Here is a 16,492-nt window from a genome sequence, read left to right as displayed (position 1 = left end):
GACCCGAAACCAAGGAGTGTGATCATGGCTGGAGAAACCGTCATCACAGTGGTCGGAAACCTGACCTCAGACCCGGAACTGCGCTTCACCCCGTCCGGAGCAGCAGTCGCGAATTTCACGGTCGCGTCGACCCCGCGCACCCTCGACCGACAATCCGGCGAATGGAAGGACGGCGAGGCCCTGTTCCTGAGGTGCAGCATATGGCGGCAAGCAGCGGAAAATGTCGCGGAAAGCCTCGTCCGAGGAGCAAGGGTCGTAGTCACCGGACGTTTGGTTCAGCGATCCTTCGAAACAAAGGAAGGCGAGAAACGCACCGTAGTCGAACTGCAAGTGGACGAGATCGGCCCTTCGCTGCGGTATGCGACCGCCAAAGTCACCAAGGTCAGCCGGAACAACAACGAGACGGGCGGACCAGGCGGGGATGCCTGGGGCGCTGCGCCAGTGTCCGCCGGGGTCGGAGTGACTGAGGAGCCGCCCTTCTGACCTCCCGCGTGCCCGCTGGCCAGCGAGATAGGCGACGCGGCAGCCCGCAATCTCGGCGACTGCTCCCCCGTAACCGGAGCTTGGCCGGAATGCCCAAGAGCCGAGCATTCCGGCCAGCCCGGCCCGCGCATGCCGTCGCCCTCACCGACGTTGCCGTCCGTGCCGCTCGCCCGCGGCGAACCGAAGGATGCTCAGCTGCACACCGACCGTTGACGCCGGAACCCCCACGCACACCTCGGGCGGCAGCCACGCCGCCCGAGGGGCACCCAGAGGGGCGCCGACCGCCGTTCGACAGCTGGGTGCCAGCCATCGGTAGCCGAAGGGTGCCCAGCCGCGATTCGGCAGCCGTGCGCCAGCCACCGGCGGACTAAGAGCCTCGGCCGCTACTCGGCAGCCAGGTGCCAGCTACCGGCAGCCGATGGGTGCCCGGCCACCCTTCGGCAATCGAGCCCCAGTCAGCGGCAGCCGACGGGCACCCAACCGCCGTTCGGCGGCTGGGTGCCTGCCAGCGGTAGCCGAAGGGTGCCCAGCTGTTATTCGGCGGCCCGGCGCGAGCTACTGGCAGCCCAAGGGCCCCAGCCGCTACTCGGCAACCAGATGCCAGCTACCGGCAGCCGATGGGAGCCCGGCCGCAATTCGGCAGCCGAGCCCCAGCCACCGGCCGCAGCATGCTGACCGCTCGCAAACACCGCCACACAGCAGTGGTCTGGTCCTTTCCCGCAAAGGTCCATACCATTTGCCCAGAAGCCGACTATCGGCCCTGACCGGCCGGAAATCCCGCTGGTAGCTTCCCGGCCATGCCCGCACTTCGCCGGACCAAGGCCGGAACCACAGTCCTCGCCGCGATTTCCGTACTGCTGCTGGCCCCGCTCTCCGCACCAGCCGCCCACGCCGCACAGGCCACACCCGGCGCGCCAGCCTCGCACACGGCGCACACCGCGCACCGCGGCGGCCACGTGCACGACGAATGCAACACCCCCTCGATCAACCGCCTCCAGAAATGGCTGGCCAGCGGCGAAGGCACGACCGTCCCGCCCACCGGAAGCCTTCTCGTCCCCGAAGGCGACGGCTACGCGGCGAAAATCGTCTTCCAGAACAACGAATGGCACGTCGCCGTGGTCTGGCTGGGCAACCAGTTCGACGCGCAGGCCGACCTCAGCCATTCCACCGGATTCTGGCTGACTTACAGCGCCGACGACGACTTCTACGTCCAGCTGCGTCCCGCCTCCCACTGGAGCGGCGGCGACAAATGGCTCACCCGCATCCCCTCGACCGGCGGCCAGCTGGTCCGCAAGTTCTTCCCGTTCGACCCCGATTCCTGGACCTGGCTTCCCGAACTCGGCCAGCCGCAGTACTCGTTCGCCTCCGCGCTGACCGAAGCCCGCGGCCTGGTCTTCGTCGGCAAAACCCCCAACTCGCTCGACTTCCGCGAACTCCTCATCGACGGCTACCAGCCGCCATGCCTCTGAGCCCTCAGTTCTGCACCGCGGGCCGGACGGTGATGTCGCCGATCTCCACATCGTCCGGCTGCTCCACCGCGAACGCGATCGCCCGCGCCACCGCGGCCGGATCCAGCGCGAATTCCTCGACCCGTCGCCGGATCTGCTCGCGCTCCCCCGGATCGTCGATCGAATCCGCCAGCTCCGTCCGGACGAATCCGGGCGACACCGACGTCGTCCGGAGCACGCCGTCCGTCGATTCCTGCCGCAGCGCCTCCAGAATCGTCCGCACCGCGTTCTTCGTCCCGGCGTAAACCGCCTGCCCGGGCACGATCTTCAACCCGGACGTCGACACCGTCGTCACCAGATGGCCCCGCCCCTGCCGCCGGAACACCGGCATCGCCGCCGCGATCCCGTTGAGCACCCCGCGCACGTTGACGTCGATCATCGCCGACCATCCGTCGACATCCGCGTCCGCGACCGGCCCCAGCTTGGCGATCCCGGCATTCCCGACCAGCACGTCGAGCCGGCCGAACTCCTCGACCGCCCGCTGCACCAGCCGGTCCAGGTCCGCGCGCTGGGTCACGTCGGTCACGCACGCGACCGCGCGACCGCCTTCGCCGCGGATTTCCTTCGCCAGCGCGTCCAGCCGATCCTCGCGACGCGCCCCCAGGACCACCGGCGCGCCCCGTGCGGCGAGCAGCCGGGCGGCCGCCTCGCCGATTCCGCTGCTCGCCCCGGTGATCGCGACGACTTTCCCTGCCACACCTGACATTTCCTGCCCCTGCCAACAATACGGACACGTGTCCGGACAGCGTACCGGACACGTGTCCGCATAACGCAGGGGCCGTGCCGCGTCAACATCGGCTGGAGTGCAGTCAAGGAAGCGTGAGCGGCGGCGAAATCCGGGCCCGCACCAGGTCATGCTCTCGATCCGAGACGACCAACCGGAGAAAGGCCAACCGAGGTGAGCGATCTAGTCCCCGCGCTGCTGCTGATCGGCGTATTCGTCGCGCTGGCGATGACCTTGCGCGCCATCCAGCAACGCCTGACCCGCGATCAGCAGCAGTGCTCGCCCCGCCAGGCCTCGAGCCCCTCGCGGACCGCGACCGCCGCGATCGCCAATGCCGCGACCGGATCGGCCCAATACCAACCGAACAGCGCGTTCACCAGCAGCCCGACCAACAACACGCCAGAGAGGTAAGTGCAGAGAAGCGTCTGCTTCGAGTCGGCGACCGCGCTCGCCGAGCCGAGTTCGCGCCCGGCCCCGCGTTGCGCACCGGAAAGCACCGGCATCACGACCAGGGACACCCCGGCGAGCACGATCCCGACCGTCGAATGCGAAGCCTCCTCGCCGGACAGCGACCGCACCGAATCGACCGCGACATAGGCCGCCAGGAGAAAGAACGACACCGCGATCACCCGCAGCGCAGCCCGCTCGCGACGTTTCGGATCCGCGCTGGCGAACTGCCACGCCACCGACACCGCGGACAGCACCTCGGCCACCGAATCGAGCCCGAACGCGATGAGCGCCGACGACGACGCGACCGTACCGGCCGACACCGCGACGATCGCCTCGACCACGTTGTACGTGATGGTCCCGGCGACCAGCCACCGCACTCGCCGCCGCAAGACCGCCCGTCGCGCGGCATCCACCACCGGAGGGCCAGCCAGCGACACGGTCTCGCCGCCCGCCGACTCCGCGCAGCAGTCCCGATCGGGCTCGGTCATCGCGCCGCCTGCGGCTCCTCGGCACACGCGTCCGTCGGCGCGACCGCCAAAACCACCTTCGTCAGCTCCGCCAACGCGTGCGCGAGATGCGGATCAGCGATCGCGTACCGGACCTGCCGGCCCTCGTACGTCGCGAGCACCAGCCCGCACCCGCGCAGGCACGCGAGATGGTTCGAGACGTTCGACCTGCTCAGCTCCAGTTCCGCGGCCAGCTGCGCCGGGTACGCCACCCCGTCCAGCAGTGCCACGAGAATCCGGCATCGGGTCGGATCCGCCAGCGCGCGGCCGAGCCGGGCGAGTGCCAGTTCGCGAGTCTCAGAGGTCAGCACAGGCGCAACAGTACAGCAGTCACTGAATCAAATACACTGACTCGGTGGACAACCTCCTCGGCGACTTCCTCCGCGCCCGGCGAGAGCGGATCTCCCCGGCCGACGTCGGGCTGCCGGACAACGGACGACGCGCGTGCGAGGCCTGCGTCGCGAGGAACTCGCGCTGCTGGCGGGAATCAGCAGCGACTACTACATCCGGCTGGAACAGGGCCGCGACCAGAACCCGTCAGCGCAGGTGCTCGACGCGCTGGCGCGGGCGCTCGGCCTCGACGAAGCCGCCCGCCAGCACCTGCATCAGCTCGCGAGCGCGAACCAGCCTGGCCAGCCCGAGCCGCAGGTACCCGCGAGCATCGCCGAACTGATCTCCACCTGGGCGACGAACCCCGCGTACGTCCAGGACCGGCTCACCAACGTGCTCGCCGCGAACCCCGTCGCCGCAGCGGTTTCGCCGAACTACGCGGTCGGCCGGAACCTGCTCCGCGCGGTCTTCCTCGACCCGGCCGAACGAGAACTCCGCCGCGACTGGGAGCAGATGGCCGCGGACGGCGTCGCGGGCCTGCGCGCCGCACTCGGCCCCAGCATCGCCGACCCCGCGGCAGCCGAACTCATCGCCGACCTCACTGCCAGCAGCGACGAGTTCCGGGACCTCTGGGCCCGGCACGACGTCAAACCGCGCACCGGCCACCTCGTCCGTTTCCGCCACCCAGCGGTCGGAAATCTGGACCTGCACAGCGACAAACTCGACATCCCCGGACCGGTCAGCCTGCAACTGGTGGTCTTCCACGCGACGCCGGGAACCCGCGACGCCGAGGCCCTCGCCTCCCTCGCCGAACTGATTCCCGCGCAGTAGCACCGAAAACCGGGCCGGAGCAAGCCCGCTCCGGCCCGGTTCCCGGTCAGTCGGCCGCTTCGAACTCGCGCACCGCGTCCAGTGCGGCGCCCATCGCGGCGTTGCCCTCGCGTTCGATCATGATCTCGACCAGCACCGGCCGCCGGGTGCGCTCGGCTTCCTTCCGCGCCCATTCGAGCGACGACCGGATCTCGCCCGGGTCCTCGACGCGGGTGCCCGAGCAGCCGTAGGCCTCCATGATCTTCACGTTGTCCGTGCCGTGGTCGTCGTAGTGGATGTCGACCTGGTAGTTCATCTCGTACGGCAGCTCGGACTGGCGGATCAGGCCCAGGTACTCGTTGTTGAGCATGACGAGCACGAACCCGACGTCGTACTGCGCGGCGACCGCCAGCTCCTCCACCAGGAACTGGAACGAGTAGTCGCCGACCACGCCGACGACCTCCGCGTCCGGCCGGGCCTTCTTGACGCCGATCGCCGCCGGGATCTCCCAGCCGAGCGGACCTGCCTGGCCGCACACCTGGTAGTGCCGCGGCAGGTGCGCGCGCTGGAACTGCCCGGACCAGATCTGGTACAGCCCGATCGCCGTCACGAAGTACGTCTCGGGGCCGTAGAACTCGTTGAGCTCCTTGAACACCCGCGGCGCCTTGATCGGCGCGCAGTCGAAGTCCTCCTTGCGCGGCAGCTCCGCCTTGAGGTCGCCGAGCCGCTTGACCCACGCGCGGTCCCGCGCCGGGGCGGTGCGCGCGTCGAGCGCCGCCAGCAGCGCTTCCAGGAACTCCCGCGTGTGCGAGACGACGCCGAGGTCCGGGCCGAACACCTTGCCCAGCTGCGTGGGCTCGATGTCGACGTGGATGAACTTCCGGTCGCCGCGGTACACCGACAGCTCGCCGGTGTGCCGGTCGCCGAACCGCGCGCCCAGCGCCAGGACCAGGTCCGACTCCAGGAACGCGGCATTGGCCCAGCGCTGCGACGTCTGGATGCCCGCCATGCCGGCGAACAGCTCGTGGTCCTCCGGGAAACTGCCCTTGCCCATCAGCGTGACGCCGACCGGGACGCCGAGCCGCTCCGCCAGCTGCCGCAACGGTTCGCTCGCCTCGCCGAGGACGACGCCGCCGCCGGCCAGGATCAGCGGGCGTTCGGCGGCGAGCAGCATGTCGAGTGCCCGCTCGACCCGCGCCGGAGCCGGTTTGACCGTGCTGACCGGCAATGCCGAGTCGATCGACGCATCCCACTCGATCATCTGCTTCTGCACGTCGATCGGGAGGTCGATGAGGACCGGGCCGGGCCGTCCGGACCGCGCGATGCGGAACGCCTCGCGGAAGATCCACGGCAGCTGCGCGGCTTCCTTCACCTGGACCGCCCACTTCGTGACCGGCCGCGCGATCTCGACGATGTCGACCGCCTGGAACGCTTCCTGGTGCAGCTTCGTCGTCGCGGCCTGCCCGGTGATGCACAGGATCGGGACGGAATCCGCGTGCGCGGTGTAGAGGCCGGTGATCATGTTGGTGCCGGCCGGACCGGACGTGCCGATCGCGACGCCGACGTTGCCGGTCGTGCGCGCCCAGCCGTCGGCCATATGCGTCGCGCCTTCTTCGTGGCGGACCACCAGATGGTCGATGCCGCGGCCTTGCATCGCGTCGTACAGCGGCAGGATCGCCGCTCCTGGGCAGCCGAAGGCGACGTCGATCCCTTCGTCGACCAGCACGTCGACGACTGCCTGCATAGCGGGGACCCGGGCCATGGTCAAACCTCCTCGGACGAGCGGCCGGACAGTTCTTCGACGACCTTCAGCAGCGCGGAATGGTCCAGCGAGCCGTAGCCCATCGCCCGCCCGGCCGCGACCAGCTGCGCGACCAGGCCGGTGAGCGGGAGCGCCACGTCGGACTGCCGGGCCGCGGCCAGCGCGATGCCCATGTCCTTGTGGTGCAGGTCGATCCGGAAGCCCGGCTCGAACTGCCGCGCGACCATCGACTTCCGTTTCAGTTCCAGGATCCGGCTGCCGGCGAGACCGCCCGCGAGGACGTCGAGCCCGGTGCCCGCGTCCACTCCGGACGCTTCCAGCAGCACGATCGCCTCGGCGACCAGCCCGTAGATCCCGCCGACCACCAGCTGGTTGGCCGCCTTCACGACCTGGCCCGCACCGTGCGGGCCGACGTGCACCACGGTCTTGCCGAGCGTGTCGAAAACCGGCTTCGCCGCGGCGTAATCGGCCTCGTCGCCACCGACCATAATGGACAGAGTGGCCTGCTCGGCCCCGGCCTGACCGCCGGACACCGGCGCGTCCAGCACCCGGATTCCCTTGGCCGCACCGGCTTTCGCGACCTCGATCGACGTCTCCGGCCGGATGGTGCTCATGTCGGCCAGCAGCGTGCCGGGCGCGATCGTGTCGAGCACGCCGCCCGGGGCGAGCACGACCTGCTCGACCTGCGGGTGGTTCGGCAGCATGGTGATCACGACCTCGGCCCCGGACACCGCGTCGGCGACGTCCTTCGCCGCGCGCCCGCCCGCCGCTTCCAGCTTCGCCAGCGCGTCGGCGTTGAGGTCGAACCCGCTCACCTCGTGTCCGGCGGCGGCCAGGTGCGCGGCCATCGGCGTGCCCATCACGCCCAGTCCGATGAACCCGATCCTGCTCATCAGTTTCCCCTTCGCTCGTACGGCAGCCAGGCCAGCGAGTCCACAGTGGAACCGTCCGGTTTGTACTCGATGCCCACCGGTCCGGCGTAGCCCGCCGCCTGCAGCTTTTCCAGATGTCCTTCGAGATCCAGCTCCCCCGTGCCCGGCTGGTGCCGGCCCGGCGCGTCGGCGATCTGCACGTGCCCGGTGCGCGGGGTGTAGCGGGCGATCACGGTGTCGAGGTCGTCGCCGTTGACCGCCAGGTGGTAGAGGTCCGCGAGCAGCCGGACGTTGTCCAGGCCGAGCTCGTCGAGCACCGCGACCGCGTCGGCCGCGGTCTTCAGCGGGTACGCCGGGGTGCCGGAGAGCGGTTCGAGCACCAGCTGTGCGCCGATGCCCTCGGCCGCCTTCGCCGCGGTCGCGAGGTGCGTGCGGGCCAGATCGTCCTGTTCGGACGGTGCGGTCCCGTCGATCCGGTTGCCGTACAGCGCGTTGAAGCTGCGGCAGCCGAGCCGTTCGGCGAGCCCGAGCGCGACCGTCAGGCTCGTCGCGAACTCCGCCTCGCGGCCGACCCACGACACGAGCCCGCGCTCGCCCGCGGCCATGTCGCCCGCGTAGAAGTTCAGCCCGGTCAGCTGGACGCCCGCCTGCTCGATCGACCGCGCGAACCGGTCGACGTCGGCTCCCGACGGGTCGGCGCTGTCGAACGGCCACCAGTACTCCACCTTGGTGAAGCCCGCTGCCCGAGCGGCCTGCGCGCGCTCGAGCAGCGGGAGTTCGGTGAACAGGATCGACAGGTTGGCGGTGTAGGGCAGCGAGTGCCGCTCCCCGGCGGGACCGGTCATGAGTACCTCGGCTCCTCACATCTCGATCAGCTAATTTCGCTTCGTGGAAGTTTTCTTCCGTAGTTCGAGAATAGCTGGATGCGGAGGCTCCGGTCAACGGGAAGCGGGCAGGTTTCCTCGAGACGCCGGGCGCGCCACGGCGTCGCTCGATCCGGGCGCAGCACCCTTGCCGACCTCTTCGGCGAGCGGCTCTAGCCGCGACCGTCCACAGTGGTCACGCTTTATTCCACAGTGGACGGTCGCGCGGTTTCCTTTTCAGCCGACCGGAATCGCCGTCCGATTGAGCAATCCGATCGCGGCGTGCACATGCCGCAACGCGGGCGCCTCGACGCCAGTGAGATCCGCGAGCTCCACGACCGCACCGATGATCGCGTCGATCTCCAGCGGTTTGCCCGCTTCCAGGTCCTGCAGCATGGACGTCTTGTGGTGCCCGACGCGCCACGCGCCGTCGATCCGTTTCTCGACCGAGACCTGCGGATCCGCACCCGCCGCCCGCGCGATCGCCAGGGTTTCGGTCATCATCGCCGCGACGAGCGCGCGGGTTTCGTCGTGCTCGCACATCTGCGCCATGGTCGCCCGGGTGAGCGCGGACAGCGGGTTGAACGCGACGTTGCCCATCAGCTTGACCCAGATGTCGTCGCGCAGCCTCGGCTCGACCGGGGCTTTGAGCCCGCCCGCGACCATCGCGTCGGCGAGCTTCCGGCAGCGGACGGAACTCTCCCCGGACGGTTCCCCGAGGGAAAACCGCGTGCCCTCGAGATGCCGGATGACGCCCGGTTCCTCGATGACGGTCGAGCAGTAGACGACACACCCGATCGCCCGCTCGACGTCCAGCACCCGACTGGTAGCCCCGCCCGGATCGACGGCTTCCACGCGGCGGCCGGCCAGCGGATGACCGGCCAGCCCGTGGAAATACCACCACGGAATGCCGTTCTGCGCCGCGACGAGCGCGGTGTTCTCCCGCAGCAACGGGGTGAGGAGGGCACCGCAGTCCGGATACGAATGTGCTTTGAGGCCAAGGAAAACGTAGTCGACCGGCCCGACCTCGCTCGGATCCGCCGTGACGTGCGGATGCGCCGTGAAGTCCCCGCGGGGACTCCGGACGCGCACCCCGTCCGCCGCCATCGCCGCGAGATGCGCACCGCGCGCGATGAGGTGAACTTCGGTGCCACCGCGATGCAGCGCCGCGCCGACGTACGCGCCGATCGCTCCTGCGCCCAGAACCGCCACCCGCATGGTCGCCTCCCGGTCGGTATCCCGCCGATGATAGATTGCATACAGTATCCCCTCCGGTGACTGCGGGCCAGGTTTTGGTGATCGGAAGCGCCGATGACGAACGACGGGGTGCGCGGCGGGGATCGGTGCGCCGGGCATGTCCGCCCGCTCCCGCAGAGGACGGTGAGAGGTCCTTCGGGGGAATCTGATTCGTCTCGCGGAGAACCGAAGCGCTCCCCTTGCGGAATCCCGCACCGTCCCGTTCGCGGAACTCCGCAACATCCCCTAGCCCGCGCACCGCACCTTGCGGAACTCCGCGAGGCCGACCGCGCCCATCGGCGGGGCGAACCTTGCGCCCCCGCTGCGGAGAAGCCCGGTTGGGGCTCGTGAGTGGCGATGCCGGTTAGTACCGGCATCGCCACTCACGAGCGCGAACTGCCGGGTGCCGTGGTGTCTTGCGATGCGCCCGCTTGAAGTCCGGCAGACCAGCCGCCGCTCGCGGACCGCCAGTCGGTGGCGTGGCCAGCCTTCGGAGTCCCTCGCCGAGCGGCGCAACCACCGAGGTCAAACTTCGCGCACTGACTCCGCCACGAACCCCGACAGCACCAGCCGCGCAGTGCATCGGCTGTGCACGGACGACGTCGGCACCGTCCGCCGGACCATCACCTCGTAGCGTCGCTCTCCCGCCTCGACCAGGACGCTTCGGGCGTCGCCCCGGGATTCCTCGGTCACGGCCAGCACCGCGTCGAGACCGCGCAATCCAGTGCGTCCGCGGACCTCGATCTCGGCGAACTGCGACCACGCGCTCTCCGCCGACGTACGCCCGCGCAGGTTCTCCAGCCGGACGTTGCCGCTGAGCGCTTCCTTCGCCGCGAGTTCGGCGTCGGGCACCGCGAGGCTGCCGTGGAGGAAACCGTCCGGCACGGTCAGGAGGTTTCCGGCCCAGCGGTCCCCGCCGACGTGGCTGACCTCCCACACCCGCCCGGGATGGTTCTGCGCGAGGCTCGTCGCCAGCGGCCGGCCGAAAACGGCGCAGCACATGTCCTTGCTGCCGTGCGTGCAGACGAGAAAAAGCGGACCGGACACCGGTTCCCCGTGCCCGCGACGTCCGGCCGCGACTGCTTCGAGATCAAGATGGGCGAGATCAGCCAGGTCAGCGAGGTCGAGCCGTTCCGTCCAACGGTCGCCGGGATGTCCGCTCGCGACGTAAACCGCGCGCGGGGCACCTGGCGTCCGCGCGTGCCGTCCCGGCTTTCGGATCAGCAGGGGGCGCAGGCCAGCGGCGCGGGCGGCGTCGAGGCGTTCGGCGGGGAACACGGCGGACAGCACGTCTTCGAGCGCGTCCGGGCCCCACGAACCCGGCTGCTCGACCAGCAGCCAGGACGTCATGCGCGCGGCGGTCCCGGCAGGCTCGCCACCGAGCTCCCGGGTGAGCGCGGCGCATCCGGGCGCACCATTCCGGCCCGGGAAGCAGATCCCCGGGCCCGAGTGCGGCACGTCGGGCTTAGGCATGCCTAAGTATAGCTGACGGCGCGCCAGGTCTTTTCGAGGCGACCGTCACTGTCGCGCGACGTCACTCGATCGGGCAATGCGCCGGGCGTCCCAGACCGCGGGCGACCAGCGCTCGCACCGTCATGGCCGCCAGGTCGCGGCGGCAATGTCGCCGGGCCGCGTGACGCCCTCCTTCAAGCCCGTGCAGCCCGGCCTCTCACCACCAGCCACCCGGGCAGCACCCGCACACCCGACGGCGGTGACCGGGGCCGAGCGCCGTGGCCTCAGCGATCGCGCCTGGCGAAACTCCGCAGCCCAGACCGGGAGCCAGCCTCGCACCCCGACGAACCCTGCGACCAGGGCCGAGCGTCGAGGCCTCACAGCACCCAACTCACGCTGCCCCGCACCACCAAGGCACCCCGACAAAGCCCGCAGTCAGGCCCGAGCAACAAGCCCCTGAACCACCAGCTCCTTCAACAGCGCCCGCACCGTCTCCGGAGGCACCCCTGGCGCGGCGTCGACCAGAACCTTGAACGGCTGCGGACCGCACTCGAGCAACGCAGCGAGCACCGGACGCGCGGCCTCGGCGAAGACTAGCCGTTTCCCGGCACCGACCAGCGCAACCGTCCCGTCGTCGTCCACCAGTGCGGCGCGTGGGACGAGCAGCCGGACCTCGAAATCGTCGTCCGGCGGCAGCAGGTCCGCCGTGGCCGCCCACGGCAGGCCGATGCGGGTCTGGGCCGGGGCCTGGGCGTCCCGGTCGGCAAGGAAACGGTCGACGACGTCGCCCGCGGTCACCTCAGCGAGCCGCCGGCGGAGCGCTTCGGCCCGCTCCGCACGCGCGTCCGGACCAGCGAACCGGGGCAGGTCAGCGCGGAACAGTTCGTCGGAGCGCAGCTGGTCAGCCAGCCACGCCACGAGATCCACGCCGGTGGCGGCGTTGAACCCGATCGTCAGGTGCAGCGACTCCTCGCCGACCGCCGACACGTCGTGCCAATGCCCGCGCGGCAGGTAGAGGACGTCGCCGTCCTCGAGCAGGAAGTCGTCGTGCGGTTCGCCTTCGGGGCGTTCCGGAAGTTCGACGTCGCGTTGCAGCGGCGAACGCCGGGTGACCCCGTGCAGGCGCCACCGTTTCCGCCCGGAAAGCTGGATGACGAACGCGTCGTGGTCGTCCCAGTGGACGTCGAAGCCGTGCGTGGTGCCCCAGCCCGCGTACAGGTTGACCTGGATCCGCTCGCGCAGGTCGTGTTCGAGTTTGCCCGCCAATTCGCCGACTTCGCCGACCAGTTCGTTGACCGAGTCGAGCACGAGCGTCGCGCCGGCGCGCAAGTGTTCGGCGAACGGGGCCGGCAGCACGCGCGGGACCAGGCCGTTGCGCCGCGTCGACACCATTTCGGTGTAGGTGTGCGCGGGGACGACGTCGCCGTCGAGCGCGAGCCGCAGCCGGGGGAACTCCAGGCGGTGCTGGCGCAGCACCCGGTCCAGCTCCGGCCACGGCAGCAGGGACGCGAACCGGCCTTTCTCCCCCGGGAACCGCCGCGGCTCCTTGCCCAAGACCTCTGCGAAGAACTGGCCGGCCTCGAGCGGTGCCACGAGGCCGGCCAGTCCGGGAATCTCCGTCATGGAGCGCGACAACGGCTAGTCGTTGCCGTCGTTGTCGGCCACGGCGCCGTTGGCCTTGCCGCGGTCCACCGCGGCGGTCAGCGGTTCCACGCTCAGCAGCAGACCGCTGGCGGCCGTGTCGGTGTCGGTTGTCATGCGTTCTTGAGCCATCCGGACCTCGCAACGTCGACGACTGGGCGCGCCTCACGCTACGGGAGATCGCCGGGACGGACATCGGTCATTTGAGTAGTCTTCGCCGGGCCGATGATCACCCTCAGCCCACCCGGCGGCTCACAGATTCTGCCGGTAATCCTCGTCGAGACCCGCTCGGAGCAGCGGTTCGTTCACCCCGGCCCGCACCAGTTCCGCGGCCGCGCCCGCGGTCTCGTTCAGCTTGAGGTGGTCCGTCCAGATGGTCGACGACCGCGGCAGGTCGGCGAGATCGACGTGCTTGGCGGAGTCCCACAACCCGGACTCGCGCAGGGCACCGTTCCGCGCGAGCCGGACGGTCTCGACCTCCACCTTGAGCACCGCTTTCGGGGTGCGGTTGCGCTCGGTCATCGACTCGCGCAGCCCGTCCTCCGTGCTGACTACCGCCTTCCCGGTGATCTCCAACGTGCGAACGTCGCCGGGAACGACGGCCAAGACAGCCACCTCAGGGCGCTCGACGACATTGTGGAACGTGTCGGTACGCCGGTTGCCGGGCCGGTCAGCGAGCGCGACCGTCGTCGGTCCGATCATCCGGGCCACGCCGGGTGGATCGCCCTTCGGACTGGCGTCGGCGCGCCCGGATCCGTCCCGCGACGTCACCACGGCGAACGGTGCGGCAGCAAGGAAAGCAGCCGCTGCGGGACCGAGCGCAGTCCCCTCTTCGACGGCGTCCTCCGGCGCTGACCCCGGTCCCCACAGGTTCGAACGGAGGACCGCTTTGCCGCAGTGCAGGAACGCTTCCTCGACGAGAAGACCGTCTTCGGCAAGGGTTCCGTTGATCCGCAAAGTCTCGCGCCACCCCGGGACGAGCACCAGCAGCGCGGCACCGGCACCCGGCGCGGCCGCCGACGGAACCGGCAGCCGCAGCCGTGACCTGGACTCCGCGACGGCGAATCCTGGTGTCCCGCCGACCAGTTCGGCCCGCTGTCGTCCCCCGGCGTCGACATAACCGAGCACGGCGGCGGGGCTGTGCGCGAGCAGCGCGAGGCAATGCGGGTCGAGATGGTCGATCGACTTCATCATGACCGGCAGCGGCCGCTCGCCCACGACGCGTTCCAGGTCCGGCACCGCACGGATGATCCCCATGGAGTTAGGTTAGCCTAAGCATCAGATCCCCGCGGACGAGCTTCGCCCGCATCAGGATCCGTGCCGGTGCCCAGCGCGCACGACGCGGCGACCGCCACGGATCCACCTCCCCGTCGGGAACGGCCGACCGCCGCGGATCCACTTCACTGTCGGACACAGACCGGCAACCGCTCCCACCAGCGTCCGATCCCCTCGCCCGGCCCGGCTCGCCACCCGCGCGAGGGAAGATCGCCCACGTGATCCAGAATCCTGGGATTTTGCATACTAAAACCTGTATCCTGAAAACTGAGTTCCTCGAATCCCGCCGCTGATCCCACCCGAGGTGCACCGTGACCGAGTCCGTTTCTCCCCTGCCCGAACGCGGGCCCACCGGCCGCCGGACGGCCAAGGGGTCGCTCTCCGGAAAGAGCGCCAACCGGGTGGAGCGGCCCGCGCCGCTGCGGCAGGTCGTGTACGACGCGCTCGCCGAGCTGATCATCAACCGCACCCTCGAACCCGGGCAGCACCTCGTCGAGGCCGACCTCGCCGAGTACCTGGGCGTCAGCCGCCAGCCGGTGCGCGAGGCGTTGCAGCGCCTGCAAAGCGAGGGCTGGGTCGACCTCCGGCCCGCGCAGGGCGCGTTTGTGCACCTGCCCACCGACGAGGAAGCCGACCAGCTCCTCGGCGTCCGGGCGGTGCTGGAGACCCACTCCGCGCGTCTCGCCGCGGCGTGTGCGACCGACGACGACATCAAGCGCCTCTGGGAGCTGCAGGACGTCGGCATGAAAGCCCTCGCCGCGGACGACAGCGAGCGGCTCGTCGCGGCGAACGCCGACCTGCACGCGTACATCACCGAGCTCACCGGCAACGCCGTCCTGACCGAGCTCATCGGCCTGGTCGACCGCCGCGTGCGCTGGTACTACACGCCGATCGCTCGGCCCCGCGGGCGCGACGCGTGGCAGGAGCACGCCGCGCTGATCGAGGCGATCGCGGCGCACAACGTCGAAAAAGCCGAGAAAATCATGGCTCAGCACACCGAACGCACGCGCCAGGCATTCCACGAACGGCCCGACGCGGCGGAATAATCACCGCGCGCGCCGGGTCAGCCAGCTGAACGGTCCCGCGAGAGGAAACAAAGCAACCCGGGAGCGACGGGGCGGGTGCCAGCCGTCCCGTCGCTCCCGGGCCCGCAAGGGAAATTCAGTTGCCCGCCGCCGGAGCGGTGCGCGCGATCCGCTCGCCCGCCTTTTCCGGCGAGCCGCGACCGGAACGTCCTGGCTGCCGCAAGAACAACGTCATCACCGCGGACAGCAGAGCAATGCACCCGGCCAGCACATACGCGCCGGTGTAGCCCCACGCGGCGATCACTCCGGCCGCCAGACCGCCGCCGCCGACACCGCCGACCAGTTTCGCGCTGTAGACGATGCCGTAGTTCGTCGCGTTGTGGTTCTCGCCGAAGTAATCCGGCACCAGCGCGGCGAACAGCGGGTAGAACGCGCCGCTGCCGAATCCGGTCAGCACCGCGAATACCATGAACCAGAACAAACTGTGCGTCTTGCCCGACCACAGCACGCCGAATTGCGCCAATGCCGCGATCACCAGCACCCAGAACAACGTCGCCTTCCGGCCGATCCGGTCGGAAGCCCAGCCGACGATCCCCCGGCCGACACCGTTCACAATGGCCAAGATTCCCGCCGACGAAGCCGCTACGAAGGCGCCGAACTGGCTTTCCTTGGCGAAATCGACCTGGAAATTGATCCCGAACAGCGAAACCCCGCCGATCACCACGAGGGTGACCCACATCAGCGGCAGCATTCCGGTGCGGATCGCCTCCATCGGAGTGAACTGCCGTACCGCGGGCGGGTTCTTTTCCAGGCTCCGGGCCTTCCCCGCCGCGCTGCCTTTAAGCCAGGCGATCGGGTCGACCTCGGCGGGCCACCAGTTCTTCGGCGGGTCCTTGAAGAGGAACCCGCACAGCCCGACCACCACGAGCATGTACAGGCCGATCGCGTCGAGCGTGATCGTCACGTTCTCATGGCCGAGGAAGGCACTGAACAGGTAAATGAACGGCACCGAACCGTACGCGAAGCCGCCGTTCACGAATCCGGTGCGGGCGCCGCGCTTCTCCGGATACCATTTCCCGACCATGTTGATGCAGGTCGCGTACACGAGTCCGGCGCCGATCCCGCCCAGCACCGAATACCCGATGAACGCCACCACCAGATTTCCGCTGTGCGCGATGGAGAAGTAGCCGATCCCGGAACACACCGCCCCGGCCAGCATCGCCGTTTTCGCCGACACGATGTTCTTCTCCCGGAGCCGGCCGGCCGGGAAAGCGACCCCGGCCTGGAACACGGCCCAGATGCTGGCCAGCCAGAACGCGTCCGACAACGACCAGCCGTATTTTTCCTCCAGCGTCCCCTCGACGGCTCCCCAGCCGTATTCGAAAACGCTCACCGCCATCATGGCCACCCACGGCAGCCAGACCATCCAGCTGCGGGACCGGCCCATCAGGTCCCGGGGGCTCTCCCCGATCCGGTACGTCCGCCCGTTGTCGTCGACGATCTCCTGGTATGTCGGTTGGGCTGCGGTCATGAGAATTCTCTTTCGTCACCGTTG

15 protein-coding genes are annotated in these 16,492 nt (G+C 69.6%); 4 read left to right on the top strand and 11 right to left on the bottom strand.

Annotation, left to right across the window (positions count from 1 at the left end; genetic code table 11):
* The first annotated feature begins 24 nt into the window (after nt 1-24).
* Together EIZ45_RS01895 and EIZ45_RS01890 are read left to right on the top strand one after the other, a co-directional pair.
* Entirely contained in the window at nt 25-483 is a 459-nt protein-coding gene (locus EIZ45_RS01895) for a single-stranded DNA-binding protein (RefSeq protein WP_134661541.1), read from the top strand.
* 797 nt (nt 484-1,280) lie between these two features.
* Nucleotides 1,281-1,952: a hypothetical protein gene (locus EIZ45_RS01890; protein ID WP_037805877.1), complete on the top strand. Its 672-nt coding sequence runs from the start codon at nt 1,281-1,283 to the stop codon at nt 1,950-1,952.
* 4 nt (nt 1,953-1,956) lie between these two features.
* On the opposite strand, the gene EIZ45_RS01885 is transcribed toward EIZ45_RS01890, so the two are convergent.
* The 3 genes from EIZ45_RS01885 to EIZ45_RS01875 all read right to left on the bottom strand — a co-directional run bounded on the left by EIZ45_RS01885 (nt 1,957) and on the right by EIZ45_RS01875 (nt 3,982).
* Entirely contained in the window at nt 1,957-2,697 is a 741-nt protein-coding gene (locus tag EIZ45_RS01885; RefSeq protein WP_134661542.1) for an SDR family oxidoreductase, read from the bottom strand.
* A 284-nt stretch (nt 2,698-2,981) separates the two neighbouring features.
* Nucleotides 2,982-3,653 carry a cation transporter gene (locus EIZ45_RS01880; protein WP_134661543.1) on the bottom strand — a complete coding sequence of 224 codons (672 nt, stop codon included), beginning with the start codon at nt 3,651-3,653 and terminating at the stop codon, nt 2,982-2,984.
* Nucleotides 3,650-3,982: a helix-turn-helix transcriptional regulator gene (locus EIZ45_RS01875; protein WP_043834458.1), complete on the bottom strand. Its 333-nt coding sequence runs from the start codon at nt 3,980-3,982 to the stop codon at nt 3,650-3,652. Before EIZ45_RS01875 ends, EIZ45_RS01880 begins: the two co-directional genes overlap by 4 nt.
* 133 nt (nt 3,983-4,115) lie before the next feature.
* On the opposite strand from EIZ45_RS01875, the gene EIZ45_RS01870 reads away from it, so the two are divergent.
* Nucleotides 4,116-4,832: a helix-turn-helix transcriptional regulator gene (locus EIZ45_RS01870; protein ID WP_240690516.1), complete on the top strand. Its 717-nt coding sequence runs from the start codon at nt 4,116-4,118 to the stop codon at nt 4,830-4,832.
* A gap of 46 nt (nt 4,833-4,878) precedes the next feature.
* On the opposite strand, the gene gcl is transcribed toward EIZ45_RS01870, so the two are convergent.
* The 7 genes from gcl to EIZ45_RS01835 form a co-directional block, all read right to left on the bottom strand.
* Complete coding sequence (gene gcl / locus EIZ45_RS01865; RefSeq protein WP_081684948.1) at nt 4,879-6,573, bottom strand: glyoxylate carboligase; 1,695 nt, start codon at nt 6,571-6,573, stop codon at nt 4,879-4,881.
* Between the two features lie 2 nt (nt 6,574-6,575).
* Nucleotides 6,576-7,466 (bottom strand): 2-hydroxy-3-oxopropionate reductase, encoded by an 891-nt coding sequence (locus EIZ45_RS01860; protein ID WP_134661544.1) that lies wholly within the window; start codon nt 7,464-7,466, stop codon nt 6,576-6,578.
* Nucleotides 7,466-8,290 carry a hydroxypyruvate isomerase family protein gene (locus EIZ45_RS01855; RefSeq protein WP_037805872.1) on the bottom strand — a complete coding sequence of 275 codons (825 nt, stop codon included), beginning with the start codon at nt 8,288-8,290 and terminating at the stop codon, nt 7,466-7,468. The genes EIZ45_RS01860 and EIZ45_RS01855 overlap by 1 nt, the downstream gene beginning before the upstream one ends.
* Nucleotides 8,291-8,545: 255 nt before the next feature.
* Complete coding sequence (locus EIZ45_RS01850; protein ID WP_134661545.1) at nt 8,546-9,526, bottom strand: 2-dehydropantoate 2-reductase; 981 nt, start codon at nt 9,524-9,526, stop codon at nt 8,546-8,548.
* 543 nt (nt 9,527-10,069) lie between these two features.
* Entirely contained in the window at nt 10,070-11,017 is a 948-nt protein-coding gene (locus tag EIZ45_RS01845) for a sucrase ferredoxin (protein WP_205669764.1), read from the bottom strand.
* A 414-nt stretch (nt 11,018-11,431) separates the two neighbouring features.
* Nucleotides 11,432-12,619, bottom strand: coding sequence for a cupin domain-containing protein (locus EIZ45_RS01840; RefSeq protein WP_134661546.1), 1,188 nt, complete (start codon nt 12,617-12,619; stop codon nt 11,432-11,434).
* Nucleotides 12,620-12,889: 270 nt separating this feature from the next.
* Nucleotides 12,890-13,894: a pyridoxamine 5'-phosphate oxidase family protein gene (locus EIZ45_RS01835; protein ID WP_134661547.1), complete on the bottom strand. Its 1,005-nt coding sequence runs from the start codon at nt 13,892-13,894 to the stop codon at nt 12,890-12,892.
* Nucleotides 13,895-14,223: 329 nt separating this feature from the next.
* Between EIZ45_RS01835 and EIZ45_RS01830 the strand changes: the two genes are divergently transcribed.
* Nucleotides 14,224-14,958 (top strand): GntR family transcriptional regulator, encoded by a 735-nt coding sequence (locus tag EIZ45_RS01830; RefSeq protein ID WP_037805865.1) that lies wholly within the window; start codon nt 14,224-14,226, stop codon nt 14,956-14,958.
* 115 nt (nt 14,959-15,073) lie between these two features.
* Here the strand turns inward: EIZ45_RS01830 and EIZ45_RS01825 are convergent, their stop codons facing one another.
* Nucleotides 15,074-16,468 carry an OFA family MFS transporter gene (locus EIZ45_RS01825; RefSeq protein WP_134661548.1) on the bottom strand — a complete coding sequence of 465 codons (1,395 nt, stop codon included), beginning with the start codon at nt 16,466-16,468 and terminating at the stop codon, nt 15,074-15,076.
* Between the last annotated feature and the right edge of the window lie 24 nt (nt 16,469-16,492).

Origin of the sequence: Amycolatopsis sp. CFH S0740, from assembly GCF_004522315.1 — a bacterium.
Lineage (GTDB): Bacteria > Actinomycetota > Actinomycetes > Mycobacteriales > Pseudonocardiaceae > Amycolatopsis > Amycolatopsis nivea.
This window is presented reverse-complemented; position numbering and strand designations above follow the sequence as displayed.

Bases quoted from the DNA above. Each gene is read 5' to 3' on its own strand.
- EIZ45_RS01895 (WP_134661541.1), top strand. From the start codon at position 25: ATGGCTGGAGAAACCGTCATCACAGTGGTCGGAAACCTGACCTCAGAC.
- EIZ45_RS01890 (WP_037805877.1), top strand. From the start codon at position 1,281: ATGCCCGCACTTCGCCGGACCAAGGCCGGAACCACAGTCCTCGCCGCG.
- EIZ45_RS01885 (WP_134661542.1), bottom strand. From the start codon at position 2,697: ATGTCAGGTGTGGCAGGGAAAGTCGTCGCGATCACCGGGGCGAGCAGC.
- EIZ45_RS01880 (WP_134661543.1), bottom strand. From the start codon at position 3,653: ATGACCGAGCCCGATCGGGACTGCTGCGCGGAGTCGGCGGGCGGCGAG.
- gcl (WP_081684948.1), bottom strand. From the start codon at position 6,573: ATGGCCCGGGTCCCCGCTATGCAGGCAGTCGTCGACGTGCTGGTCGAC.
- EIZ45_RS01860 (WP_134661544.1), bottom strand. From the start codon at position 7,466: ATGAGCAGGATCGGGTTCATCGGACTGGGCGTGATGGGCACGCCGATG.
- EIZ45_RS01855 (WP_037805872.1), bottom strand. From the start codon at position 8,290: ATGACCGGTCCCGCCGGGGAGCGGCACTCGCTGCCCTACACCGCCAAC.
- EIZ45_RS01850 (WP_134661545.1), bottom strand. From the start codon at position 9,526: ATGCGGGTGGCGGTTCTGGGCGCAGGAGCGATCGGCGCGTACGTCGGC.
- EIZ45_RS01845 (WP_205669764.1), bottom strand. From the start codon at position 11,017: ATGCCTAAGCCCGACGTGCCGCACTCGGGCCCGGGGATCTGCTTCCCG.
- EIZ45_RS01840 (WP_134661546.1), bottom strand. From the start codon at position 12,619: ATGACGGAGATTCCCGGACTGGCCGGCCTCGTGGCACCGCTCGAGGCC.
- EIZ45_RS01835 (WP_134661547.1), bottom strand. From the start codon at position 13,894: ATGGGGATCATCCGTGCGGTGCCGGACCTGGAACGCGTCGTGGGCGAG.
- EIZ45_RS01825 (WP_134661548.1), bottom strand. From the start codon at position 16,468: ATGACCGCAGCCCAACCGACATACCAGGAGATCGTCGACGACAACGGG.